Source organism: Rhodococcus sp. MurmanLake-1, from assembly GCF_056945715.1.
Window position 1 is genome coordinate 82,080 of the sequence record NZ_JBWZNF010000009.1, and the last position, 23,787, is coordinate 105,866.

Genomic DNA, 23,787 nt, shown 5'->3' on the forward strand with positions numbered 1-23,787 from the left:
TGGGTGCAACTACTCCTGATCCGACACGCGCTCCCCGAACTCGCCGAGGTCACCGAAGGCTTCGCCGATCCCTCACTGACCGACGCCGGTCGCGTGCAGGCACTTCGGCTGCCTGCGGCATTGGCCCCCTACCGGATCACCGGGCTCTTCAGTAGCCCGCAGAAGCGCGCACTCGAGACCGCGGACCCGGTAGCGCAGGCATTGGATCTTCCGGTCACCCAGCTCGAGGGACTGGCGGAGTACGACTACGAGCAGCCCCACTACATCCCGATGCACGAGGTCTTGGAACGCGCACCGGAAACGTATGCGCGCATCAAGGCCGGATGGCTACCCGAGTCGGTGGACGGCGACGCTTTTCGTGCGCGAGTCCTCGGTGCGATCGACGACGTCGTCGCCGCAACCGACAACAACGCCACCGTGGCGATCTTCTGCCACGGCGGCGTCATCAATATCGTTCTGCAGGAACTACTCGGGCTGGAGCGTCCGTTGACCTTCCCGATCGAGTACGTGTCCGTCACGCGAATTCTTGTTTCCCGGGACGGAAGCCGCAGGGTCGGGTCGATCAACGAAACCGGTCACGTACGCAACATGCTTCGCGTGTAGTCACACGTTGTGGCACGCCACCTGATGACCGCCCTGGACGAGACGAAGTTCGGGAACTTCCTCGGCGCAGAGATCCGTGGCCAGCGGGCACCGAGTACGGAACCGGCAGCCGCTGGGCGGATTGAGCGGCGACGGCAGCTCGATGACCTTCTGCTCGACGTTCTGCGCTGCGGTGACGGTGGCATCAGGATCGGGAATCGACGACAGCAGTAGCTGCGTGTACGGGTGCAGCGCGCGGTTCTGCATGTCTTCTGCGGGAACGATTTCGCAGACGCGGCCCAAGTACATGATCATCACGCGGTCGCTGATGTTCTTCACGACGGCCATGTTGTGCGCGATGAACAGCAAAGACAGCCCGTGACGCTTCTTCGCATCCTCGAGCAGGTTCAGAATCTGCGCCTGCACGGAGACGTCGAGGCTCGAGACCGGCTCGTCACAGATCAGGACCTTGGGGTCCAGCATCAACGCGCGGGCGATGCACACACGCTGGCACTGACCACCCGAGAGTTCCCGCGGGGTCCGGTCCCACACCATGTCCGGGTCCAACCCGACCTCGGCAAGAACCTCGCGTGCCCGAGCTTCGATGGCGGCCTTGTCTTTTCCGCCCCAGATCGACGGACCCTCGGTGATGAGAGCCTTGACCTTGCGACGCGGGTTCAGGGAGGAGATCGGATCCTGGAAGATCATCTGCAACTGAGTGCGGCTGCGACGCAATTCTTCTGCGCCCAGTGCCGTCATTTCGGTCTCTCCGAGGCGAATGGAGCCCGACGTCGGTGAGGGCAACTGCATGATCGCCCGGCCCGCTGTGGACTTGCCACAGCCGGATTCACCGACAACGCCCAATGTTTCACCCGGAGCGACGGTGAAGCTGATCCCGGACACGGCGTGAACGGTCTGCCCCTTGCCGACGTTGAATTCGACGACCAGGTCCTCGACCGTCAGGGCCGCGTCCACCGTCTCGGGCTTTCTGGTTTCGATTGCTGCAGTCATCAGACCATCTCCTTCACCGCGAGCGAGAGGCCCGCTGCGGTAGTGCCGGCCTTCTCGTTGGCGACCAATGCCGTTGTGCCTTCAGGGGTGTCGACCGGGTAGTGGCACGCGAACGTGTGACTTTCGGTTGTGTTGTCTCCCAGGCCACCGGGAGCCAGAGCCGGTTCGCCGGTCAGGCAGTCGTCCTGGGCATACCGGCAGCGAGCGGCGAAGCGGCAACCGGTGATCGGCTTCGTCATGTCCGGCAGTCCACCCGGAATTGTCTGCAGCACTGTGTGCGTCGGCGATTCGAGTCGCGGAATCGCGGCCATCAGCGCTTCGGTGTACGGGTGGCGCGGACGAGTGAACAACTCCTCGGTGGCCGACGTTTCCACGACGGACCCGGCGTACATGACGGCGACGCGATCCGATCGTCCCGAGACCACACCGAGGTCGTGGCTGATCAGGATGACGGCCATGTTGAGCTTGTCGTTGAGCGAGGCGAGCAGGTCGAGGATCTGCTTCTGCACGGTCACGTCGAGAGCTGTGGTCGGCTCGTCCGCGATCAGCAGTTTCGGCTCGCAGGCCAGGGCCATCGCGATGACCACACGCTGACGCATACCGCCCGAAAGTTCGTGGGGGTACTGATCGAGCCGACGCTTGGGCTCGGGGATACCCACCATCGACAGGAGTTCCGCAGCGCGATCGCGGGCCGCGTCCTTCTTCAGACCCAGGTGGAACTTCAAGGATTCGGTGATGTGGGTACCGATGCGCTTGAACGGATTGAGCGAGGTCATCGGATCCTGGAAGACCATGGCGATCTCGGGTCCCCAGAAGTGCTTCATCTCCGACTTCTTCATGGTCGACATGTCGCGGCCGGCAAACGTCACCGTCCCGCTGATGTCCAGAGCCGGACCCTTCTGCAGCAGACCCATGATGGTGCGTCCGAGAACCGACTTGCCGGAACCGGATTCACCCACGATACCGAGAGTTTCACCGGCGGAAACGTGGATCGAGACACCGTCGACTGCTCGCAACTGGCCACGCGGAGTGGCGAATACGGTCCTGATGTTGTCCGCCTGCAGTAGCGGAACGCCGTTCTGAACTGAAGTGGTCACAGCTTACTCCGATACTTCTCGCCGATGAGGTTGAAGGAGAACACCGTCAGGAAGAGGAAGACGCCGGGAACCAGAACGATGAACGGATGCTTCTCCACGATCCCGCCCTGGCCTTCCGCAATCATGTTGCCCCAGGTCGGATCAGGTTGTGCGATACCGAGTCCGAGGAAGCTGAGTGATGCTTCCGCGACGATCAGGCCGGAGACGGCCACCAGGCCGAGCGCGGCGACCGGAACGAGGACGTTGGGAACCAACTCGCGCCAGATGACGCGCCATTTGGTGGCGCCCATGGCCCGCGCGGCAAGCACGAACTCCCGTTGGGCGACGACGATGGTGTTGGCCCTGGCGATTCGAACCATGCTGGGAATGCAGAGAATCGAGAGTGCGAGGGTGATGTTGCGCAGGTTCGACGTGAGCACCGCGGCCAGTGCGATCAACAGCACCAGAGAAGGAATGGCCAGCAGCGAGTTGGTCAGGATTCCGACGACTGCGTCGACCTTGCCGCGGAAGTAACCGGCCATGACGCCGATGGTGCCGCCGATGATCATGCCGATCAGTACGGCGCAGATGGCCACGGTCAAGGATGCCCTGGCACCGAACAAAGCGCGGGCAAGCAGGTCGAGACCGAAGTTGTTGGTACCCAACGGGTGATCGGAGAGCAGGCTCGGCGAGGCGAAGCCCGGCTCGGCCAAGGTCTTGACCGTGTCCTTGTACTCACCGAGCGGCAGCAGCGGTGCGAAGATCGCGGCCAGGATCAGCGCGGCCAGCCAGATGCACGCCAACCAGTACGAGAGATCGAACTGACTGCCCCACTTGGACGTACCGAGCTTGCCGAGACCCTTGAAGAGGAAAACCAGGGCAACGAGCGCGAGCACGATGCGGACGGTCATCATGATGGCCGAACCGAAGAGTGCGGTGCCGAGCAGCGCAACGCCGATCACCGTGAGAATCGATCCGATCAGGACCAGATTCTTGGGCTGTTCCAACGTCTCGACGGGACCGGGAGCCAGCAGGACTGTCTGCTGCCGGTATGTCATCACCTCGGACGGGGCCGGCGACGGGGCCGCTCCGTCTGGCGTCACTTCAGACATGGACACGACGACTCCTCGGGTCAAGATAGGTGTACAGAACATCGATCGCACTGTTGACGAGGACGTAGATGACCGCGATCACGACCACCGCGCCAAGCAGCATCGGCGAATCACCTTGCTGCGCTGCGCGGACGATGAGCGTGCCCATTCCGGGCAACGAGAACAGCGTCTCGACGATCACGGTGCTGCCGATCATGCCGCCGAGAGCCAGACCCATCATCGTGATGAGCGAGAACGACGACGGTCGGAGCGCGTCACTGAAAAGCACTCGCAGCGTGGGCATTCCCTTCGCCTTCGACGCGAGGATGTAATCCTCACGGAGCGTCGTCACCAGATCGGATCGGAGAACGCGAGTGAACATCGCCATCTCGAGGAGGCTGATGGTGATAGCCGGGAGTATTGCGTGTGAGAGGTTTCCGGAGAGGCTGTCCCCGATGCGCACCCACTGTGATCGCGGGAACCAGCCGAGCCAATTGACGGTGACCATGATCAGCAACAGACCGGCGAGGAAGCTCGGGACGGAAAGAACACCGAACGTCGCGGCGCTGATGACGCGGTCGATGACGCCGCCTTCGTGGTGCGCCGACCAGAGTGCGAGCGGCACGGCGACGACGAGTGCGATGACCAGACCCATCACGGCCAACTGAACGCTGACGGGCAGTGCCGAGCCGATCGCAGTCAGAACGTCCTGCTGCGGGGGAACAAGCGAATTACCGAGGTCGCCCTGGAGAGCGCTGGTCAGCCAGTCCCAATAGCGAACCAGGAGTGGATCGTTGAGCCCGAGCTGCTGCCGAACTTCCTCGTACTCGGCGGGCGTTCGGCCTTCACCTAGAACGGAGACAGCAGGATCGCCGGGGATCAGTGATGCCAGCACGAAGGTTCCGAAGCTGACGATCAGGATCACAATGACGAGCTGGCCCAATTTCTTACCTATTGCGCCGATGTTCATCGATTTCGTCTCCTTCGGACAGCGAGCTCGCAATACACAGCAGTTCCTCTGATTTCAGGTCTTGGTTCAAGCTCTCCAGGACTTCAGGCTCTCTAGGACTTCCAAGCTCCGTCGAAGAGCACGATTCCGTCGAGACTCTGCTCGAGACCGTGAACGTTCTGGTTCCAGACGTCGAGTGCGGCGACGTTGCCCCACACCTGCCACGGGACGGTCTCGTTGGCGCGTTCCTGAATCTGTGCCAGGACTGCCTTCTTGTCGTCGTCGGTGGTTGCGACGCCCAACTTGTCCAGGAGAGCGTCCATTTCGGCGTCGGAGTAGCCGGTGGCGTTGTTACGGCCGCCGGACTTGATGCCCGTGTACAGACGCTCGTAGGGATCGGCCTCGGCGAGGCTCAGTGCTGCGGTGCTCATGTCGTAGTCGTGATCGGCATACATCCGCTTGACCAGATCACCTGCACCGGTGACGTATTCGATCTGAGCGTCGAATCCGACAGCGTTGAGCATTGCCTGGATGGCCAGAGCCGTTGCCTGGGCGGACGGTTCCTGGATGGAGAGGAAGGTGATCTTTCCGTCGTAGCCGTCGGCCTTGGCCTGATCGAGCAGTTCCTTCGCCTTGGCGGGATCGACGCCGATCGGTGCGACGTCGTTGTGCCAGCGCGAGGTGTCCTGGAAGATCTCCTGGCCGGGCAGTCCCTTGCCGTTGTTGACGCGGGTGTTGAGCGTCTCCGGATCGACGGCAAGCGCCATCGCCTGGCGGACACGAACATCCGAGCCCGGGCGACCCGGGGCCATGTTCACGTTGGCGATGTAACCGAGCGACGGGATGTCGACGAAGCCGGGGTAACCCGACTCGATCAGATCCAGGATCGGGGTGAGCGTACGCATGTACGCGGCGTCGATGCCGCCCGTCTTGAGGGCTTCAGCGGTGGGCTGAGCGCCGACGATGCTGATCAGCTTGAGCTTGTCGATGTTCGGCGCGCCGTCGTAGTAGTCGGGGCGAGCAGCCAACAGCAGTTCCTCGTTGGGAGCGAACTTCTCGAGAGTGAACGCGCCCGCACCGATCGGGGTGAACTGGTCACCCTGCTGCGCGCTCGGGGCGACGATCATGCCGGGCCCGGTAGCGAGCATCGACTGGATGCCCGTCCACGGATCAACGAGGTTGAAGACGACAGTCGTCGCGTCGGGGGTGTCGATCGAGGCAACCTTGGAAGCCCACAGGCTCGACTGCGGTCCCTTGTTGGTGACGTAGCGGTTGATACTGTCCGCCACTGCCTTGGAATCGAAAGCTGTTCCGTCGCTGAATTTCACACCGTCGCGGAGCTTCAGCGTCCAGGTCTTGCTGTCCGAACTCGCTTCGAGCGACTGGGCGAGCTTGGGCTCGAACTTCTGCCCGATGGGGTCGTAGCGCATGAGCACGTCGTAGATGGCGCTGAGCTCGCTGCCGCCGGTGGCGCCGGCAACCTGAGCCTTCGCGGGATCGAGAGTCGTGACCGCCGAGTAGCCGCTGAACGTCAGCGTGCCGCCCTTGGTGGGAGTGCCGGGGTCGGCCTGCTCGTTGACCATGCCGATCTTCAGCGAGGAACCGGAATCAGCGGATTCGCCGCCGCCATTGCTCGAGCCGTTGTCGGCGCACGACGCCAGGAACATACTTGCGGTGATCGCCAGCGCAGCCGCAGCCAATCTGCGACTTCCACGGCGGGAACTACGACTCATTCGAATGCCTCCAAGGCGGGGTAAGACCGTGACGTGATGTTGAACACGAAACAGTCTGTGACGGGAGGCACAGAAAATTGGATCGAGTCTCGCTCAGTGGAATCGGTTAAGTTGCAGGCCTCAACGGCCAGGTAAACCGACCCTGGCCAGCGATTACCCTCACCGACATCAGACCAGCCGGTCTAGTCCCGGTCGAGCGTGGCTTCCTCGAGATCGAGCTCTCGAAGTACCTTGCGGAGAACCTCGTCGTCGATCCGGCCGGCATCGCGCTCGGCGATGAACACACCTCGCTCGGCATCGATCATCTCGAGGCGCAGCGAGCGGAAGGCGTTCGACGGGCTCTCCCCCAGATCCTCGTCGCTGCGTCCCAGTCGCTCCCACGCCGAGTTCGCGCGGTGGGTGTTCCAGCTCCGCAAAATGTCTGCGGCACGATTCCGAACCTGAGGGACGTCGTCGGCGTCGGCTCCGACCAATTCGTCCAGACGCGCCGCAGCGGCGCGCGCAGCCTTGTCCTGAGCCGCCGCCTCGGCGCGGGCGTCGGACTGCTCCTCGTCTCCTTGCACACCGAGGACACGGATGACCCACGGCAACGTCAGGCCGTGCAGCAGCAGCGTGCCGACCACGACGACAAACGTCAGGAACAGGATCAGCGAACGGCCCGGGAAGTCTTCACCACTGTTGACCGTCAACGGAATGGCGAAGGCAGCAGCCAGCGACACGACCCCTCGCATACCGGCCCACGACACGACGAACACTGCCCGCGCCGAAATCTCCGGCTCCCTCGCTCGGATACGGGGCGACAGCCAACGCGGTACATACGTGAACGGGAACACCCAGGCGATCCGCACCACCACGACGGTCACGAGCACGGCAATCGACGCCCAGACGACGATCGAGGTGCTGTACCCCTGCAATCCGTTGACAACACTGGGCAATTGGAGCCCGATCAACAGGAAGACGAAGGACTCCAGGATCAGGTCGACGGCCTTCCACACTGCAGTGTCCTGCAAGCGCGTCGCATAACTCGCACGCGTGGAGCGCTGGCCGAGGAACAATCCGGCTACGACGACCGCGATGACGCCCGACGCGTGGACCTCTTCCGCAGCCAGGTAGGTGAAGAACGGCACCACCAATCCGATTCCACTCTCCATCACCGGATCCTGGAGTTTGCCGCGAACCTTCGAGATGACAAAGCCCACCGCGAGGCCGATCACCGTTCCACCGACCGCTGCGACGAGGAAGGTCTCGAAGCCGCCGATCAGTGTCGCACCGGTACCCACCGCCGCGGCGAGAGCAACCTTGTAGGCCGTCAGAGCGGTGGCGTCGTTGAGCAGGCTCTCCCCGCCCAGCAGGGTCATGATTCGGCGCGGCAGACCGAGCTTGCGTCCGATTGCGCTCGCGGACACCGCGTCCGGCGGCGCCACGATGGCGCCGAGAACCAGTGCGGCCGCAATCGAGAACTCCGGCACGATCAGGTAGGCGACAAAGCCCACCGCTGCCGTCGTCGCCAGGGGCAGCCCCACTGCGAGAAATCCGATCGGACGCAGATTGGACCGCAGTGCCAGGTATGAACTGTCCAGCGCCGCCGAGTACAGAAGTGGAGGCAAAACGACGAACAGGACGAGGTCCGGATCGAGCTCCAACTCCGGAACACCGGGTATCTGGCAGGCGATCAAACCGACCAGGACAAGGATCAGCGGCGAAGACAATCCGAACCTTCGCGCGACCGCCGCCACCAGCAACGCCGCTACTACAACCCCCAGTAATATGCCGTTCACTCTGGCAGCATGCAGTATGGAAGGCGATGAAGAAAATCCTGAAGCGAGCAGCAGCTCGCACACAGCAGCCCGCACCCGCTCCGACCGGTTGCGAGGAACTAACCAATGCGCCCGAAACGGACCCGGCGGCGCTGACGCCCGGCGTCTGCCAGGAGTGCGCCGAGTTGGGCGAGGATAACTGGTCTCACCTGCGCATGTGCCTGTCCTGCGGCCACGTCGGGTGCTGCGATTCCAGCCCCCATCAGCACGCGACCAACCACTATCGCGACACCGCGCACCCGGTCATGCGCTCGCACGAGCCCGGCGAATCCTGGCGCTGGTGCTACGTCCACGATCTGATGGATTGAGCGCGCACGACTCGCAGTGTGCTGCGCATAGTGCCCACCTCGCACGGCGCACAGGCCTCGGTGTTGCGCACATTGCTCAATCCACTGGGTAGCTATTGCCCAATCTGTATGCCGATGATGGACTTTGACGCAGAATCTGCACAACAGATCGACAGGTGCGGCTGGACTTTGCCGCGCCGAACGGTTCGGCCTCAGGAAGTCCTGCCAAACATCACAACCACATCGTCGGCCCCATGATCTGGGGTACAGGCGGTGTGGCGATCGATGTCAACTATTGAAGGCAGGACCGGCCGTGAACAGCCCCAGCATCAACCAGAACGCTCCCGATCCACTGACGGAGATCGAGAAGCGTGTTCTGTGGTTGTCGACCGCGATGATCCATCACGCCAACCGTGTCCGTCCGAATCCCAGTGGGCTCAAGGTCGGCGGCCACCAGGCCTCGTGCGCGTCGATGGTCTCGATCATGACGTCGCTGTGGTTCGGCCAACTTCGTTCCGGCGACCGGGTTTCCGTCAAGCCGCACGCGGCTCCGGTGCTCCACGGCATCAACTATCTGCTCGGTGAACTCGACGAGTCGTACCTGACGACTCTGCGCGAATTCGGGGGCCTGCAGAGCTACCCGAGTCGATCGAAAGATCCTGATCCGGTGGATTATTCGACCGGTTCGGTGGGCATCGGCGCGACGGCTCCCATCTGGGGCGCCATCGCTCGCCGATACGTCGACGCCTCCCTCGGCGGCGCCGGAACCGGGCGTCAGTACTCCCTGGTCGGTGACGCCGAACTCGACGAGGGCGCTGTGTGGGAAGCAGTTCTCGATCATTCGGTTGCCGAACTGGGTGAGATCGTGTGGATAGTCGACCTCAACCGCCAATCACTCGACCGGGTGGTGCCGAACATCGCGGCAACCCGCCTGGAGCGCATGTTCTCGGGTGCGGGCTGGCAGGTCATCACCGTGAAGTTCGGTGCGCTGCTGGAATCACTGTTCACCCGGCCGGGCGGCACCGCGTTGCGCGAACGAATCCTGGACATGCCGAATCCGGAGTATCAGCGTCTGCTGCGATGCACGGCCGACGAGGTCCGTCTGAGGCTGCCTGGCGACGCGGCGGACGCCGACGCGATCACGTCGCTGATCAACGACCTCGACGACGCCACGGTGCTCGAGGCCATCCGCAATCTCGGTGGCCACGACCTTGACGCTCTGCGAGAGGCGTACGCGCAGATCGACGACACCCGTCCCACCGTGATCATCGCGTACACGATCAAGGGCCGGGGCCTGCCGACGCAGGGCCATCCGCAGAACCACTCGTCGCTGCTCACCACCGAGCAGTACGAGATTCTGGCGGCGGAACTCGGCATGGATCCGTCGAAGCCCTGGGAACGGTTCGAGGCGGACGGCCCGTCAGGTCGCATCTGCGCCGAAACCGCTGAGCGCCTGGCTCGCCCGAAGGTGGAGCATCTGGTGCCCCCGGCAGTTCCGAAAGACATCGGCCGTACCCCCTCCGGCACATCCACCACTCAGGCAGCTCTCGGCCGGGTGCTACTCGACCTCAGCCGAGAGGCGCCGGACGCCGCGAAACGTGTTGTCACACTGAGCCCGGACGTCAGTTCCACCACCAACCTGGCAGGGTGGCTGAACAAGGTCGGGGTGTGGTCCCCCAACGAGCGGCACAACTGGTTTGCCGACGACGCCGAAACGATCATGCACTGGCGTGAGAAGCCCACCGGTCAGCACATGGAACTCGGTATCGCCGAGACCAACCTGGTCGGACTGATGGGAGAACTCGGTGCAACCTGGAGTCGCTGGGGCCAGCCGCTCTTCCCCATCGGCGTGATGTACGACCCCTTCATCGAGCGGGCTCTCGAACCGTGGTCGTACGGCATCTACGCCGGTGGACAGTCGATCATGGTCGGCACTCCGTCGGGCGTCACCCTGGCAGCCGAAGGCGGTGCGCACCAGTCGATCAAGACCCCGTCCATCGGACTCGAACAGCCGGGATGCGTCAGTTTCGAACCGGCATTCGCCGTCGACGTGGAGTGGACGCTCCTCGACAGCATCGGACGCCTCGGCCGACCAGACGGCAGCTCGTCGTATCTGCGTCTGTCGACCCGTCCGGTCGATCAGGCCTTGGCCGCGGTGCCGACCGATCCGGCTGCGCGAGAACGCCGTCGACGTCAGGTGGTGGCCGGCGCGTACACGCTGCGGCACAACCCTGATCCGGCCATCACCCTGGTCGGTATGGGTGCCACCGTCACCGAAACACTTGTCGCAGCCGAAAGACTGGGCGAGCAAGGCATTTCCGCCGACGTCGTGTGCGTGACCAGCCCCGGATTGCTCTTCGAAGCACTCCAGTCTCGGCGCGGTCTCGCGGACGGTCCGTCGTGGATCCTGGATCAGGTCTTTCCGAGTAGCCGGTCCGCGCCGATGGTCACCGTTCTCGACGGGCACCCGCACACCCTCGCGTTCCTGACGGGAATCAACAACGTTCCGGGGGCTGCGCTCGGAGTGAGCCGGTTCGGTCAGGTCGGTTCACTCGAAGACGTCTACCGGTACCACGGCCTCGACTCCGACAGCATCGTTCGCGCCGCCCTCGATCTCACTTCTTGATCGGTCACACTCTCTGATGCCGAGAAGCGTCCCCGCGGGGACGCTTCTCGGGTCTGATCAGTTCTTCAGTTCTTCAGAGGCCTTCAGTTCTTCCAGGCCTTGTCGAAGAACATGATTCCGTCCAGGCTCTGCTGAATGCCGTGGACGTTCTGCCCCCACACACCGAGCCACGGGGTGTTGCCGTAAACCTGCCACGGCACAACCTCATTGGCGCGCTCCTGGATCTTGGCGAGCACCTCGATCTTCGCGTCGTTCGACGTCGCTACACCCAGCTGGTCGAGCAGCGAATCGATCTCGGGGTCGGAGAAACTCGTGGCGTTGTTTCGTCCACCGGTCTTGAGGTTCGAGTACAGACGCTCGAACGGATCGGCTTCCGCGAGGTTGGCGGAACCTGTTGCCATGTCGAAGTCGCGGTCGGCGTACAAACGCTTGACGACGTCGGCAACCGAGTTGACGTACTCGATCTGGAAATCGAATCCGACGGCGTTGGCCATCGACTGCAACGCCAGAGCCATCGCCTGCGCCGAATTCTCCTGCAGCGTCAGGTATGTGATCTTGCCGTCGAAACCGTCGGCCTTGGCCTCGTCGAGAAGCTGCTTCGCCTTGGCGGTGTCTACGCCGATCGGAGCGACGTCGTTGTGCCAGCGAGAGGTGTCCTGGAAGATGACCTGGCCGGGTAGACCCTTACCTTCGTTGAGTCGGTTGTCGAGAGCGACGGGATCGGTCGCGAGCGCCAATGCCTGACGCACCCGCACGTCGGCACCGGGACGACCGGGAGCCGTGTTGACGAGCGAGAGGTACGACAGCGAAGGGATGTCGACGAAGCCTGGGTAGCCGGAGTCGATCAGATCCAGGACGTTCGGAAGCGAACGCATGTACGCGACGTCGGTGCCGCCGCTCTTGAGGGATTCGGTGGTGGACTGTGAACCGACGATGCTGATCAACCGCAGCTTGTCCACGTTCGGGGCACCGTCGAAGTAGTCTTCCCGAGCGTCGAGGATCAATTCCTCGTTGGGAGCGAACTTCTCGAGGGTGAACGCGCCCGCGCCGATCGGGGTGAACTGATCGCCCTGCTGGGCGCTCGGCGCGACGATCATGCCGGGTCCGGTGGAGAGCAGTGACTCGATACCGGTCCACGGGTCGACAAGATTGAAGACGACCGTCGACGCGTCCGGGGTGTCGACCGACGCAACCTTCGACGCGTACAGGCTCGACTGCGGCCCCTTGTTGGTGACGTAGCGATTGAGGCTCGCCGAAACGGCCGCCGAATCCACCGGAGTCCCGTCGCTGAACTTCACACCGTCGCGCAGTTCGAGAGTCCACGTCTTGAAATCGGAACTCGGTTCCATCGACTCCGCGAGTTTCGGAACAAATTCCTTCGACGCCGGGTCGTAGCGCAGCAAGGTGTCGTAGATGGCGCCCAGCTCCGAACCAGCGACCGAACCGGCGATCTGCGTCTTCGCGGGGTCGAGATTCGTGACAGCGGAATACCCGCTGAACGTGAGCGTGCCACCCTTGACCGCGTCACCCTCGTCGGACTGCTCGTTGACCGGGCCGATGGACAACCCTGAACCGGAATCCGGTGCGTCGCCGCTCCCACCCCCGTTCCCGCTGTCAGCGCACGACGAGACGAACAGGCCGGCGGAGACAGCCAGCGCGACGGCGGCAACCTTGCGGTGACCGCGCCGAGAACTGCGACTCATTCAAAACCTCCAGGTCAGAAACTGTGATGTGAAGCATTGTCGAGACAGTTTGTGACGTAAGGCACAGCGATTAGTTGCAGGTCCCGCTCAGTGGAATGTAGCGAGAAGATTGTTCAGTTTTCGAGCGACATTTGCAGGTCAGGCCGTTAGCGAAGGTCAGGAATTCATTCCGATTCGAGTGTCCTCAACGGGTGAACCGCCGGAGCACCGTCGAGGAGTGGGCAGCCGCGGCCAGTGCAGCCTGCAGATGTGCGCACTCTAACGACTCGTACGACACGAAGCTCCCTCATCGGATACCTTTCGCAGAGGGGAAGTCAGCTAGAGACACACGCCGCAAACGTACACACGAAAAGGGCAACCAATGGGGCTACTGAAGGACGTCACCGGCTGGCGACGCGGCACGAAGTTGCAGCGTCGACTACGCGACCTCACCGGCACGCTCGTAGTTGTCACCGGTGCAGGCAGCGGCATCGGGCGTGAAACGGCCCTCGCCTTCGCGGCCCAGGGAGCTATCGTCGTCGTCTCCGACATCAACCTCGAAAGCGCGCAGGACACTGCGGCGCTCATCAACACACCCACTCAGGCCAGCGGAGCCGAAGCGGTTTTCGGTGGCGGTTCGCACGCCTACCAGGTCGACGTGTCCGACGAACAGGCCGTGATCCGATTCGCGGAGACAGTCGCGGCGCATCACGGCGTGCCGGACATCGTCGTCAACAACGCTGGAATCGGGTTCTCCGGGACATTCGCCGACACCGAGCAGCGCCAGTTCGAGCGCGTCATGGACATCAACTTCTGGGGAGTTGTCTACGGCTGCCGGGCATTCACCCCGATGATGATCGACCGGGGAACCGGCGGACACGTGGTCAACCTGTCCTCGGCTGCCGCCTACACACCCCAGAAGGCCCTCACCGCGTATTCGACAAGCAAGGCAGCGGTATTCATGCTCTCGGATTGCCTACGGGCAGAGCTGCTTCCACACGGCATCGGCGTCAGCACCATCTGCCCCGGCCTCGTGCACACGAACATCCTCAAGACCACCGAGTTCGCCGGGACCACCGCCGAAGAACAACTCGAAAATCAAACCAAGGTCGACAACTTCTACCGCAAACGAAACTTCACCCCCGACCGGGTGGCCAGTGCCATCGTGAAAGCAGTTCGCACGAACAAGGCCGTGGTGCCCGTGACCGTCGAAGCCAAGCTCGGACGCACGATCAGCCGGTTGTCTCCCGGGTCGATGCGCGTCGGAGCTCGGTTCGAGATCTAGGTCAGCTGCCGAAACTCAGGCTGCCCGTGAAACCCTGCTGCACATCGGCTTCCGAGCGGGGAAGAACCTCGTAGGTGCTGGCGTACTGGCCGCTGAAGCCGGTGACGGTAATCGGGCGTCCGACTGCAATGGCGGCGACGTCGATTCCGGTCTGGGTGTTGACGAAGATGACGGTGTTTCCGTCGACGCCGGACACCAGGATCTTGTGACCGTACGGCAGATCGTCGACGACGGGTCCGCTCACGATCCCGGACACCGTCACGAGACGACCTTCGCTGCCCTCACCGATTGCATTGAGGGGCAATCGCGCCGGGCTGATCTGGGTGGTCGTGCCGATTACCTCGACGGCAGTCGGGCGGACAACGAGCAGGCCTTCCTGATCCGCGAGGACTCCGGTGACCTGAACCTGATCGCCGAGAGCAATCCCGGAGTTGTTCGGATCGCTGATATAAATGCCCGAATTGCCGCTCTGGAGACCAAAGCCCTTGTCGTAGAAGCTGGATTCGAACACTCCGGACGGCGTAGTCGCGGTTCCCACGACGGTGACCGTCGTTCCGATGGCCTGCGCACGGGCTGCCGCGATGGAGTCCGCGGACACCTCACCGACAACTGCTGCCGGCTCCGCCGTCGCTGCGGTGCCGACAAACATGGTGGCTGCGGCCGCAACTGCCAGTGCCGTCACACCTCGACGCAGGACCGGACCGGCAAGAACGCTGTCTCGAAACATGTTTGAGGACTCCCCTGTGATTTCGTGGCCGCGCAGGTCCTCCTGATGGAGTGCCGCCTTCGCCCACCCTGAGGCACAGGTTATTACAGGTCGGACGCCGCAGCGGTGGTGACATTCCGTCACCACCGCTGCGTCTAGGCATCCGAGTTTCTAGGAACCGGAGCTTCCGGACGAACCGCTCGAGCCACTGGAACCACTGGATCCTGTTCCGCCACCGAGATCGTCGAGAGGATCGCTACCGGTGAGCCCGCCCGGGTACAGGTAGGCGTCGGAGATCGTGCTGAGCGAGGTTCCGGAAGTGGCCGGCACCTTTGCTCGCCAGTTGACGATCGGATTCAGCACTCCGAACGGTCCGCAACCACTGGCAGCGGGCAGCGCGAAGCCGGTGGCCTCGTTCCCGACCGGGCTCACCTTCAGCGCAGTCGACGGAAGCACCGTGTAGGTAGGGACCACCGACGGGTCAGGTGCGAGACGAAGATTCACCGGCGCCGCCGCGGAACCCAGGTAGCAGTTGTCACCGAGGAACGCGTTGTTGATCTTCATCCGCACCGGGATGCTCAGATCCATGTCGGTGATGATTCCGTTGAGGGTCGGCGCAGCCGTTGCCTCCACTTCGGCCGTTACTGCGGCCAGGCCGAAGAGATTGCCGAACGGAAGATCGATTCCCAGAACGCCGCCGGGAACCGTCAGCGGCTTGGAGTAGACACCGTTGTGTCCGTCGTCGCGCGGGAGAAGAACGGTGGACTCACCTTCACCGGAGCCGGCCTCGGCGGCAATGATCATGTCGCCTTTTCCGATCGGGAGGTTGAAGCCGTTGTTGTCGAAGGTTCCGCTCTGAACCACTACCGACACACAGGATTCGGCAGTAGCCGGACACACTGCGGCGCCCGGTACCGAATTGTCGACCGGGTCCTGAGCCGAGGCCATCGGCGCTGCAAAAGCCAGCACTGCACCTGCGGTACCTGCAATAACGGCCACGCGCGTGCCGAGACGTCTGTTGCCGTTCTTGTGAGATTTCTGCACTGATTTCTCCCTGCCGTTTATGTGATGGGGGACGAAACTCGCAGTCATTGCTTGTGTTTCGACCGCCGCCGACAAGGACTTGCGGTGTGCTCCTACTCACAAGTAACAACTGAACAGATGTATATCACAGGACTTCGACTTAAAAACAGGGCAAAAGGGAGTTTCCTTAAAACGGACAAACTAAGCGGTACGGTGTGTAACACTCACGGGTGATGAACACGAACAGACTGGCCCTCTGCGTCGCGGCAGCGGGCCTACTCCTCAGCGGCTGCAGCAGCCAATCCGACAGCAACGCAGCGGAATCCACATCTGCTGCCACCAGCACGTCGATCGCGGCAACGTCGAGTTCAGCTGCCCCCGAGTCACTGTCGGCGCTGGCGACCAGCCCACCCGCCGCAACTCCGGAAGCCGCGCCGAGCGTCGTCGAATCGACGCCCCCACCGGTAACGCTGCCGGTAGCGCCACCGGCGAACGCACCGATCGACGCACGCTCACCGGACGAGATCGTCGCGAACGCAGGCGAGAAGGGGCAGCGGTACATCGCCGCTCTACGTCTGGCCGGGATCCCGCCCGCCGGAATGGATTCCGCCGAGATCCTCTACGCCGACGGCACCTGCAAGGCTCTGGCCGACGGCATGCCGCGGTCCGAGGTGCTGGCGGAGTTCAACTCCGTCGGAGAGGTGTACTCACAGATCACGCCGATGTCTTCGCAGCGGATCGCCGAGATCTACGTCGACACCGCGGAGCAGACGTACTGCTGATCAGGCTTTTCCTGCCAACCAGTTGTGCAGCCAGGATGTGGCCGAATTGCCTGCGCCGTCAACGACGTAACGCGTGTAGTCGGTGTGAACCTGCGAGCCGTAGAAGGCGACCAGTTGATCGACGCGCCGCGAGTTCGCGCCTGGATCGAGCTGAGCCATCAGTGCGGGGAGTCCGCCAGCGGTGACCAGATCGTTGACGATCACGGCGGCCTCGTCGCGCAGCGAGAGAGCGTTTGCCGGAGTGGGGTCGGAAACCTGAGCCATGAACCCGGCCAGACGCATCACGAAATCGTCCTTGGGCGTCGAGCAGTACAGATCACCGACGGCGCACAGCGTCACCGTTTTGCCTGACAGCCAACCGAATCCACCGATGCGAGCGCCGCTGGCTCCGTTGCCTCCGACAGCGGGTCCGATCAGGACGTCTGACTCGGAGCGGCGGGGATCGGACAGGAGGCCGACGCCCTCGACGCGAGTCGGGGGAACAACGCCGATGCCGGTTCCGATCTCGGCTGCGAGATCGCCTGCCGCGTCGGCGCCCTGGCTGTATCCGACGATCGCGAAGCGGGTGTCACCGCACGAAGCGGCCATCGCGGCGATCATGCCGCGGGCGTTGTCGACAGCCTGCTGCTTCGACTTGGCGTAGACGTTGGACTCCCACGGGAAGGCCGTTGCCGAGTACGTGACGTAATCCGTGCGCACGGAACCGGGAAGGCCGTTGGTGACCGGGGCAAGCATGCCGGCACCGGGAGAAGTACCCGAAGGCTCCCAGGTTCCAGGAATGGCCACGACGTACAGACCGGGGCAGGGATCAGCCGACGCCAAGGGAGAACTGACAACCGGTACCACTACTGCCGCAGCTAGTGCCGACAACACCGCAACGAGACGCCTCGCACGCATGAAACTCCCCTGATTTAACTTAAGCAACCCATACACCACTATCGATGCTCCGGAATCATACTGTCTGGGCGTTGTGTCTGTCCGATGCACGATTGATGAAGGTTTGTTACAGATCGTGCGAACTACTTGCGGAAACAAAGCCGCACCCCACCGAATGCGATGGGGTGCGGCTTTGTAAGAGCCTCTAGCGCTGCGGAGCCGCTGTCGGGTGGATCGGTGACGGAAGGGCGGTGACACCCTCGAGGTAGGTGTCCACAGCGGCTGCTGCGGAACGTCCCTCGGCGATGGCCCAGACGATCAGGGACTGACCGCGGCCCATGTCACCGGCCACGAACACGCCGTCGACGTTGGTGTTCCACTTCGACGTGCGGGCGACGTTGCCGCGCTCGTTCAAGTCGACACCGAGATCGGTGAGCAGACCCGGCTTCTCGGGACCGACGAAGCCCATTGCCAGGAGCACGAGATCGGCTTCGAGCTCGAAGTCCGAGCCCTCGACCTTCTCGAAACGACCCGACTTCATCTCGACCTCGTGCGCCTTGAGTCCGGTGACCTTGCCGTTTTCACCGACGAAGTTCTCGGTGTTGACGGAGAACAGACGCTCGCCGCCTTCCTCGTGAGCCGAAGCCACGCGGAACATGAGCGGGTACGTCGGCCACGGAGTCTGCTCGGCGCGAGTCTCCGGCGGACGCGGCATGATCTCGAACTGGTGCACGCTAGCTGCGCCCTGACGGTGCGAGGTGCCGAGGCAGTCCGCTCCGGTGTCGCCGCCGCCGATGATGACAACCTTCTTGCCCTCAGCGGTGATGGTGGGAGCGTCGAGGTCACCCAACTGCACACGGTTGGCGATCGGCAGGAACTCCATCGCCTGGTGGATGCCGTCCAGTTCGCGGCCCGGGATCGGCAGATCGCGAGCTGCGGTGGCGCCGCCGGCCAGAACCACTGCGTCGAACTGCTCGCGCAGCTCGTCCGCGGTGATGTCCACGCCGACATTGACGTTGGTCTTGAAGACGGTGCCTTCGGCTTCCATCTGCTCGAGACGGCGGTCGATGTGCCGCTTCTCCATCTTGAACTCGGGGATGCCGTAGCGCAGCAGGCCGCCGATGCGGTCTGCCCGCTCGAAGACCGTCACTGCGTGACCGGCGCGGGTCAGCTGCTGCGCTGCAGCCAGACCGGCCGGACCACTGCCGACAACTGCGACCCTCTTGTTGGTGGCATGCGCGGCGCGAACCGGCTTGACCCACCCTTCGTCGAAGGCCTTGTCGATGATCTCGACCTCGACCTGCTTGATGGTGACCGGATCCTGGTTGATGCCCAGGACACAGGACGCCTCACAGGGTGCGGGGCACAGACGACCGGTGAACTCCGGGAAGTTGTTGGTCGCGTGCAGACGCTCGATGGCGTCGTGCCAGTGGTCCTTGAAGACCAGGTCGTTCCACTCGGGAATCAAGTTTCCGAGAGGGCAACCGTTGTGACAGAAAGGAATTCCGCAGTCCATGCAACGGCTGGCCTGGGTCTGGAGGGTTTCCTTCGGGAACTCCTCGTAGACCTCTTTCCAGTCGAGCAGGCGCAACGGCACCGGCCGGCGAACCGGAAGTTCGCGCGACGTGTGCTTCAGGAAGCCGCTTGGATCACCCACGAGCTGCCTCCATAACTGCCTCGTCCACGTTCTTGCCATCCTTCTCTGCGGCCGCGATGGCCAAAAGAACCTTCTTGTAGTCGCGGGGCATCACCTTTGCGAAGTGACCCACCTGCTGCGACCAGTCGCCGAGGATGCGCGTGGCAACCTCGGAACCGGTTTCGTCGCGATGACGTTCGATGACGCTCTTCAACCAGGTGAAGTCGTCGCCCGAAAGATCCTCGAGATCCACCAGTTCGGTGTTGAGGTTCTTCTCGAATGCCTTGTCGGGGTTGTAGATGTACGCGACGCCACCGGACATGCCGGCGCCGAAGTTACGTCCGGTGGCTCCGAGGATGACCACCTTTCCACCCGTCATGTACTCGCAACCATGATCGCCCACACCCTCGACGACGGCAGTGGCGCCGGAGTTACGGACTGCGAAGCGTTCGCCGACGACACCGCGAAGCAGAGCCTCGCCGCTGGTGGCGCCGAACAGGATGACGTTGCCACCGATGATGTTGTCCTCGGCGACAAAGCCTTCCGCTGCATCGAGCGGCGGGCGTACGACGATGCGTCCACCCGAGAGGCCCTTGCCGACGAAGTCGTTGGCGTCGCCGTGCAGGCGCAGGGTCATACCGCTGGGCACGAAAGCACCGAAGCTGTTACCGGCGGAACCGGTGAACGTGATGTCGATGGTGCCCTCGGGCAAGCCCTCTCCACCGAACGCCTTGGTGACCTCGTGGCCGAGCATGGTGCCGACCGTGCGGTTGACGTTGGTGATCGCGGACTCGAACGAGACCGCCTCACCCTTGTCGAGTGCGTTGCGGGCCGAGACGATCAACTGCTGATCGAGCGCCTTGTCGAGACCGTGATCCTGCGTACCGGTGCAGTGGACGTCCTGGTCCATGAACGCGGACTCGACCTGGGTCAGGATCGGCGACAGATCGAGATTGCCTGCCTTGCTTCCCTTCCAGTGATCGAGAGCGCGCGTGGTGTCCAGCATGTCGACCTGGCCGACTGCTTCGAGCAGCGTGCGGAAACCGAGTTCCGCGAGAAGCTCGCGAACCTCTTCGGCGATGAACATGAAGAAGTTCTCGACGAATTCCGGCTTGCCACTGAAACGCTGACGCAGCAACGGGTTCTGCGTCGCGACACCGACGGGGCAGGTGTCGAGGTGGCAGACGCGCATCATGATGCAGCCCGAGACAACCAGCGGTGCGGTGGCGAAACCGAACTCCTCGCCGCCGAGCAGGGCAGCGACGACGACGTCGCGACCCGTCTTGAGCTGGCCGTCGACCTGCACGACGATGCGGTCACGAAGACCGTTGAGCAGCAACGTCTGCTGGGTCTCGGCCAGGCCGAGCTCCCACGGTGCGCCCGCGTGCTTGACGGAGGTCAGCGGGGTGGCACCGGTGCCACCGTCGTGACCGGAGATCAGAACGACGTCGGCATGTGCCTTGGAGACACCGGCCGCGACGGTTCCGACGCCGACCTCGGAGACCAGCTTCACGTGGATGCGGGCCTGCGGGTTGGCGTTCTTCAGGTCGTGGATCAGCTGAGCGAGATCCTCGATCGAGTAGATGTCGTGGTGCGGCGGCGGCGAAATCAGCCCGACGCCAGGCGTGGAGTGCCGAACCTCGGCCACCCACGGGTACACCTTATGAGCCGGAAGCTGGCCACCCTCACCGGGCTTGGCTCCCTGCGCCATCTTGATCTGGATGTCGGTGCAGTTGCTCAGGTAGTGCGAAGTGACACCGAAGCGTCCCGACGCGACCTGCTTGATGGCACTGCGTCGCAGATCGCCGTTCTCGTCCGGCGTGAAGCGCGACGGATGTTCGCCGCCCTCACCGGAATTGGAGCGGGCGCCCAGACGGTTCATCGCGATGGCGAGAGTCTCGTGAGCCTCGGCGGAGATGGAGCCGTAGCTCATCGCACCCGTCGAGAATCGCTTGACGATCTCGCTGGCCGGCTCGACCTCGTCGATCGAGATCGACGGCCGCTTGCCGATGTTGAAGTCGAACAGACCACGCAGAGCGGCAAGGCGCTCCGACTGGTCGTTGACCATGGTCGTGTACTCCTTGAACACCTCGTACTGACCTGTGCGAGTTGCGTGCTGGAGTTTGAAGACCGTGTCCGGGTTGAACAGGTGGTACTCGCCTTCACGACGCCACTGGTACTCGCCGCCGACCTCGAGCTCGCGGTGAGCGCGCTCTTCGGGGCGATCGAGGTACGCGATGCGGTGACGCGCTTCGACGTCGGCTGCGATCTGGTCGAGGCCGATGCCACCGAGCTGCGACTGCAGACCGGTGAAGTACTCGTCCGTCAGCTCCTGCGAGAGGCCGATGACCTGGAACAGCTGAGCACCGGTGTACGACGCGAGCGTCGAGATGCCCATCTTGGACATCACCTTCAGGACACCCTTGCCGGCTGCCTTGATGTAGTTCGCGATGCCCTTCTCGAGGGTCAGGCCCTCGAGTTCCTTGTTCTGCAGGAACTCGTCGATGGTCTCGAAAGCCATGTACGGGTTGACCGCTGCGGCACCGAAGCCGATGAGGAGCGCCATGTGGTGCACCTCGCGGGCGTCGCCGGCCTCGACGATGAGGCCGACCTTGGTGCGCGACTTCTCACGAACCAGATGGTGGTGCACTGCCGAGGTGAGGAGCAGCGACGGGATCGGCGCGTAGTCCTCGGTGGACTCACGGTCCGAGAGCACGACGATGCGTGCGCCACCCTCGATTGCCTGCGAGACCTGGTACTTGATGCCCTCGAGCGCACGACGGATACCGTCGCCGCCTTCCTTGACGGGGTACAGGCCGCGGATCACGACGCTGCGGAAGCCCGGGAATTCGCCGTCGTCGTTGACGTGAACGAGCTTCGACAGGTCGTCGTTGTGCAGGATCGGCTGCGGGAGCGCAATCTGCTTGCAGGAGTCCGCATTCGGGTGCAGCAGGTCGCCCTCGGGGCCGATGGTCGCGCCGAGGCTGGTGACAACCTCTTCACGAATCGCGTCGAGAGGCGGGTTGGTGACCTGAGCGAAGAGCTGCGAGAAGTAGTCGAACAGCATCCGGGGACGTGACGAGAGCACGGCGATCGGAGTGTCGGTACCCATCGAGCCCAGTGCCTCGGCACCGGAGAGAGCCATCGGCTTGACCAGCAGGTTGACCTCTTCGCTGGTGAAACCGAAGAGCTGCTGACGCAGCACGACGCGCTCGTGCGACATGTACGTGTACGGGCGGTCCGGCAGGTCGTCCATATGGATCAGACCTTCGTCGATCCACTGCTGGTACGGGTGCTCGGCAGCGAGTTCGGACTTGAGTTCGTCGTCGCTGATGACCCGGCCCTGCGCGGTGTCCACGAGGAACATGCGGCCAGGCTGGAGGCGGACCTTGCGGACCACGGTGGACGGATCGATCGGCAGAACGCCGACCTCCGACGCCATGACGACGAGGCCGTCTTCGGTGATCCACAGACGCGACGGACGCAGACCGTTACGGTCCAGCACGGCGCCGATGACGGTGCCGTCGGTGAAGCACACCGACGCCGGTCCGTCCCAGGGCTCCATGAGAGCCGAGTGGTACTCGTAGAACGCCCGACGAGCGGGGTCCATGCTCTCGTGCTTCTCCCAGGCTTCCGGGATCATCATGAGAACTGCGTGCGGCAGGCTGCGGCCGGCGAGGTGCAGCATCTCGAGCACCTCGTCGAAACGAGCGGTGTCGCTGGCGCCCTGGGTGCAGATCGGGAAGATCTTGTCCAGGTTCTCGCGGCCACCGAAGACGTCGCTGTCGATGAGGGACTCGCGAGCGCGCATCCAGTTCTCGTTGCCGGTGACGGTGTTGATCTCACCGTTGTGAGCGACCCGGCGGAACGGGTGCGCCAGCGGCCACGACGGGAACGTGTTTGTGGAGAAGCGCGAGTGGACCAGGCCCAGTGCGCTCTCGACACGATCGTCCTGCAGGTCGAGGTAGAAACCCTTGAGCTGCGGGGTGGTGAGCATGCCCTTGTAGACGAACGTCTGGCCGGACAGGCTGGGGAAGTACACGGTCTCGCTACCCGGGCCACCCTTGCCGGCGCCTTCTGAGCCGAGTTCGTGCTCAGTGCGCTTACGCACAACGTATGCACGACGCTCGAGATCCATGCCGGTGTACTTGTCACCCTCGGAGCCGATGAAGATCTGACGGAACGTCGGCATCGCGTCGCGCGCCAATGCGCCCAGCGATGAGTCGTCGGTTCCGACCTCGCGCCAGCCGAGAACCTTCAGGCCCTCTTCGACGACGATCTTCTCGACTGCAGCAGCAGCCTCGTGTGCATCGGCATCGCCCTGCGGGAGGAATGCGATACCGGTTGCGTACGCGCCTTCGGCGGGCAGCGCGAAGTCCACGACAGCTCGGAAGAACTTGTCGGGAACCTGCAGCAGAATGCCCGCACCGTCACCCGTGTTGGGTTCTGATCCGGCAGCGCCGCGATGCTCGAGGTTGACCAGAGCGGTGATCGCCTTTTCGACGATGTCCCTGCTGCGGCGACCATGCATGTCGACAACAAATGCGACTCCACAGGAGTCGTGCTCATTGGACGGGTGATAGAGGCCCTGGGGGCCTGGAAGTTGCTTCATACCCAGCCTTCGT

General features: G+C 63.3%; 17 protein-coding genes. 5 read left to right on the forward strand and 12 right to left on the reverse strand.

Going from position 1 to position 23,787, the window contains the following annotated elements; all coding sequences use genetic code 11:
* The first annotated feature begins 3 nt into the window (after positions 1-3).
* Positions 4-603, forward strand: coding sequence for a histidine phosphatase family protein (locus AC2ETI_RS23560; protein WP_020968024.1), 600 nt, complete (start codon positions 4-6; stop codon positions 601-603).
* Here the strand turns inward: AC2ETI_RS23560 and AC2ETI_RS23565 are convergent, their stop codons facing one another.
* The 6 genes from AC2ETI_RS23565 to AC2ETI_RS23590 form a co-directional block, all read right to left on the reverse strand.
* Positions 604-1,593: an ABC transporter ATP-binding protein gene (locus tag AC2ETI_RS23565; protein ID WP_205907222.1), complete on the reverse strand. Its 990-nt coding sequence runs from the start codon at positions 1,591-1,593 to the stop codon at positions 604-606. It abuts the gene before it with no gap.
* Positions 1,593-2,690 (reverse strand): ABC transporter ATP-binding protein, encoded by a 1,098-nt coding sequence (locus AC2ETI_RS23570; protein WP_020905655.1) that lies wholly within the window; start codon positions 2,688-2,690, stop codon positions 1,593-1,595. The genes AC2ETI_RS23565 and AC2ETI_RS23570 overlap by 1 nt, the downstream gene beginning before the upstream one ends.
* Positions 2,687-3,781 carry an ABC transporter permease gene (locus AC2ETI_RS23575; RefSeq protein ID WP_020968023.1) on the reverse strand — a complete coding sequence of 365 codons (1,095 nt, stop codon included), beginning with the start codon at positions 3,779-3,781 and terminating at the stop codon, positions 2,687-2,689. Before AC2ETI_RS23575 ends, AC2ETI_RS23570 begins: the two co-directional genes overlap by 4 nt.
* Positions 3,774-4,730: an ABC transporter permease gene (locus AC2ETI_RS23580; RefSeq protein WP_019746259.1), complete on the reverse strand. Its 957-nt coding sequence runs from the start codon at positions 4,728-4,730 to the stop codon at positions 3,774-3,776. Before AC2ETI_RS23580 ends, AC2ETI_RS23575 begins: the two co-directional genes overlap by 8 nt.
* Positions 4,731-4,822: 92 nt before the next feature.
* Complete coding sequence (locus AC2ETI_RS23585; protein ID WP_020968021.1) at positions 4,823-6,442, reverse strand: ABC transporter substrate-binding protein; 1,620 nt, start codon at positions 6,440-6,442, stop codon at positions 4,823-4,825.
* A 182-nt stretch (positions 6,443-6,624) separates the two neighbouring features.
* Positions 6,625-8,220, reverse strand: coding sequence for a Na+/H+ antiporter (locus tag AC2ETI_RS23590; protein WP_020905652.1), 1,596 nt, complete (start codon positions 8,218-8,220; stop codon positions 6,625-6,627).
* A gap of 26 nt (positions 8,221-8,246) precedes the next feature.
* Here AC2ETI_RS23590 and AC2ETI_RS23595 point away from each other — a divergent pair, with 26 nt between their 5' ends.
* A complete protein-coding gene (locus AC2ETI_RS23595; RefSeq protein WP_019746256.1) occupies positions 8,247-8,567 on the forward strand; it encodes a UBP-type zinc finger domain-containing protein in 321 nt (106 codons plus the stop codon).
* Positions 8,568-8,859: 292 nt separating this feature from the next.
* On the forward strand, positions 8,860-11,172 hold the full coding sequence (locus tag AC2ETI_RS23600) for a transketolase-like TK C-terminal-containing protein (protein ID WP_483634460.1): 2,313 nt from the start codon (positions 8,860-8,862) through the stop codon (positions 11,170-11,172).
* A gap of 83 nt (positions 11,173-11,255) precedes the next feature.
* On the opposite strand, the gene AC2ETI_RS23605 is transcribed toward AC2ETI_RS23600, so the two are convergent.
* The gene (locus tag AC2ETI_RS23605; RefSeq protein ID WP_483634461.1) at positions 11,256-12,875 is read right to left on the reverse strand and encodes an ABC transporter substrate-binding protein; all 1,620 of its coding nucleotides are present in this window, start codon (positions 12,873-12,875) and stop codon (positions 11,256-11,258) included.
* Positions 12,876-13,236: 361 nt separating this feature from the next.
* On the opposite strand from AC2ETI_RS23605, the gene AC2ETI_RS23610 reads away from it, so the two are divergent.
* Positions 13,237-14,139 (forward strand): SDR family NAD(P)-dependent oxidoreductase, encoded by a 903-nt coding sequence (locus AC2ETI_RS23610; protein ID WP_020968018.1) that lies wholly within the window; start codon positions 13,237-13,239, stop codon positions 14,137-14,139.
* A gap of 1 nt (position 14,140) precedes the next feature.
* Here the strand turns inward: AC2ETI_RS23610 and AC2ETI_RS23615 are convergent, their stop codons facing one another.
* Both AC2ETI_RS23615 and AC2ETI_RS23620 read right to left on the reverse strand, forming a co-directional pair.
* Complete coding sequence (locus AC2ETI_RS23615; protein ID WP_153213382.1) at positions 14,141-14,866, reverse strand: single stranded DNA-binding domain-containing protein; 726 nt, start codon at positions 14,864-14,866, stop codon at positions 14,141-14,143.
* Between the two features lie 150 nt (positions 14,867-15,016).
* Complete coding sequence (locus tag AC2ETI_RS23620; RefSeq protein ID WP_020968016.1) at positions 15,017-15,889, reverse strand: hypothetical protein; 873 nt, start codon at positions 15,887-15,889, stop codon at positions 15,017-15,019.
* Between the two features lie 212 nt (positions 15,890-16,101).
* On the opposite strand from AC2ETI_RS23620, the gene AC2ETI_RS23625 reads away from it, so the two are divergent.
* Complete coding sequence (locus AC2ETI_RS23625; RefSeq protein ID WP_060938738.1) at positions 16,102-16,650, forward strand: DUF732 domain-containing protein; 549 nt, start codon at positions 16,102-16,104, stop codon at positions 16,648-16,650.
* Here the strand turns inward: AC2ETI_RS23625 and AC2ETI_RS23630 are convergent, their stop codons facing one another.
* The 3 genes from AC2ETI_RS23630 to gltB form a co-directional block, all read right to left on the reverse strand.
* The gene (locus AC2ETI_RS23630; RefSeq protein WP_483634462.1) at positions 16,651-17,547 is read right to left on the reverse strand and encodes a cutinase family protein; all 897 of its coding nucleotides are present in this window, start codon (positions 17,545-17,547) and stop codon (positions 16,651-16,653) included.
* Between the two features lie 184 nt (positions 17,548-17,731).
* Positions 17,732-19,183, reverse strand: a complete 1,452-nt coding sequence (locus AC2ETI_RS23635; protein WP_020968013.1) for a glutamate synthase subunit beta — start codon at positions 19,181-19,183, stop codon at positions 17,732-17,734.
* Positions 19,176-23,774, reverse strand: a complete 4,599-nt coding sequence (gene gltB / locus AC2ETI_RS23640) for a glutamate synthase large subunit (protein ID WP_020968012.1) — start codon at positions 23,772-23,774, stop codon at positions 19,176-19,178. Before gltB ends, AC2ETI_RS23635 begins: the two co-directional genes overlap by 8 nt.
* Positions 23,775-23,787 lie beyond the last annotated feature (13 nt).

What these genes read in the sequence shown, in the direction of transcription:
- AC2ETI_RS23565 (WP_205907222.1), bottom strand. Translation starts at nt 1,593, where the DNA reads ATGACTGCAGCAATCGAAACCAGAAAGCCCGAGACGGTGGACGCGGCC.
- AC2ETI_RS23580 (WP_019746259.1), bottom strand. Translation starts at nt 4,730, where the DNA reads ATGAACATCGGCGCAATAGGTAAGAAATTGGGCCAGCTCGTCATTGTG.
- AC2ETI_RS23615 (WP_153213382.1), bottom strand. Translation starts at nt 14,866, where the DNA reads ATGTTTCGAGACAGCGTTCTTGCCGGTCCGGTCCTGCGTCGAGGTGTG.
- gltB (WP_020968012.1), bottom strand. Translation starts at nt 23,774, where the DNA reads ATGAAGCAACTTCCAGGCCCCCAGGGCCTCTATCACCCGTCCAATGAG.
- AC2ETI_RS23585 (WP_020968021.1), bottom strand. Translation starts at nt 6,442, where the DNA reads ATGAGTCGTAGTTCCCGCCGTGGAAGTCGCAGATTGGCTGCGGCTGCG.
- AC2ETI_RS23605 (WP_483634461.1), bottom strand. Translation starts at nt 12,875, where the DNA reads ATGAGTCGCAGTTCTCGGCGCGGTCACCGCAAGGTTGCCGCCGTCGCG.
- AC2ETI_RS23625 (WP_060938738.1), top strand. Translation starts at nt 16,102, where the DNA reads ATGAACACGAACAGACTGGCCCTCTGCGTCGCGGCAGCGGGCCTACTC.
- AC2ETI_RS23630 (WP_483634462.1), bottom strand. Translation starts at nt 17,547, where the DNA reads ATGCGTGCGAGGCGTCTCGTTGCGGTGTTGTCGGCACTAGCTGCGGCA.
- AC2ETI_RS23575 (WP_020968023.1), bottom strand. Translation starts at nt 3,781, where the DNA reads ATGTCTGAAGTGACGCCAGACGGAGCGGCCCCGTCGCCGGCCCCGTCC.
- AC2ETI_RS23595 (WP_019746256.1), top strand. Translation starts at nt 8,247, where the DNA reads ATGAAGAAAATCCTGAAGCGAGCAGCAGCTCGCACACAGCAGCCCGCA.
- AC2ETI_RS23610 (WP_020968018.1), top strand. Translation starts at nt 13,237, where the DNA reads ATGGGGCTACTGAAGGACGTCACCGGCTGGCGACGCGGCACGAAGTTG.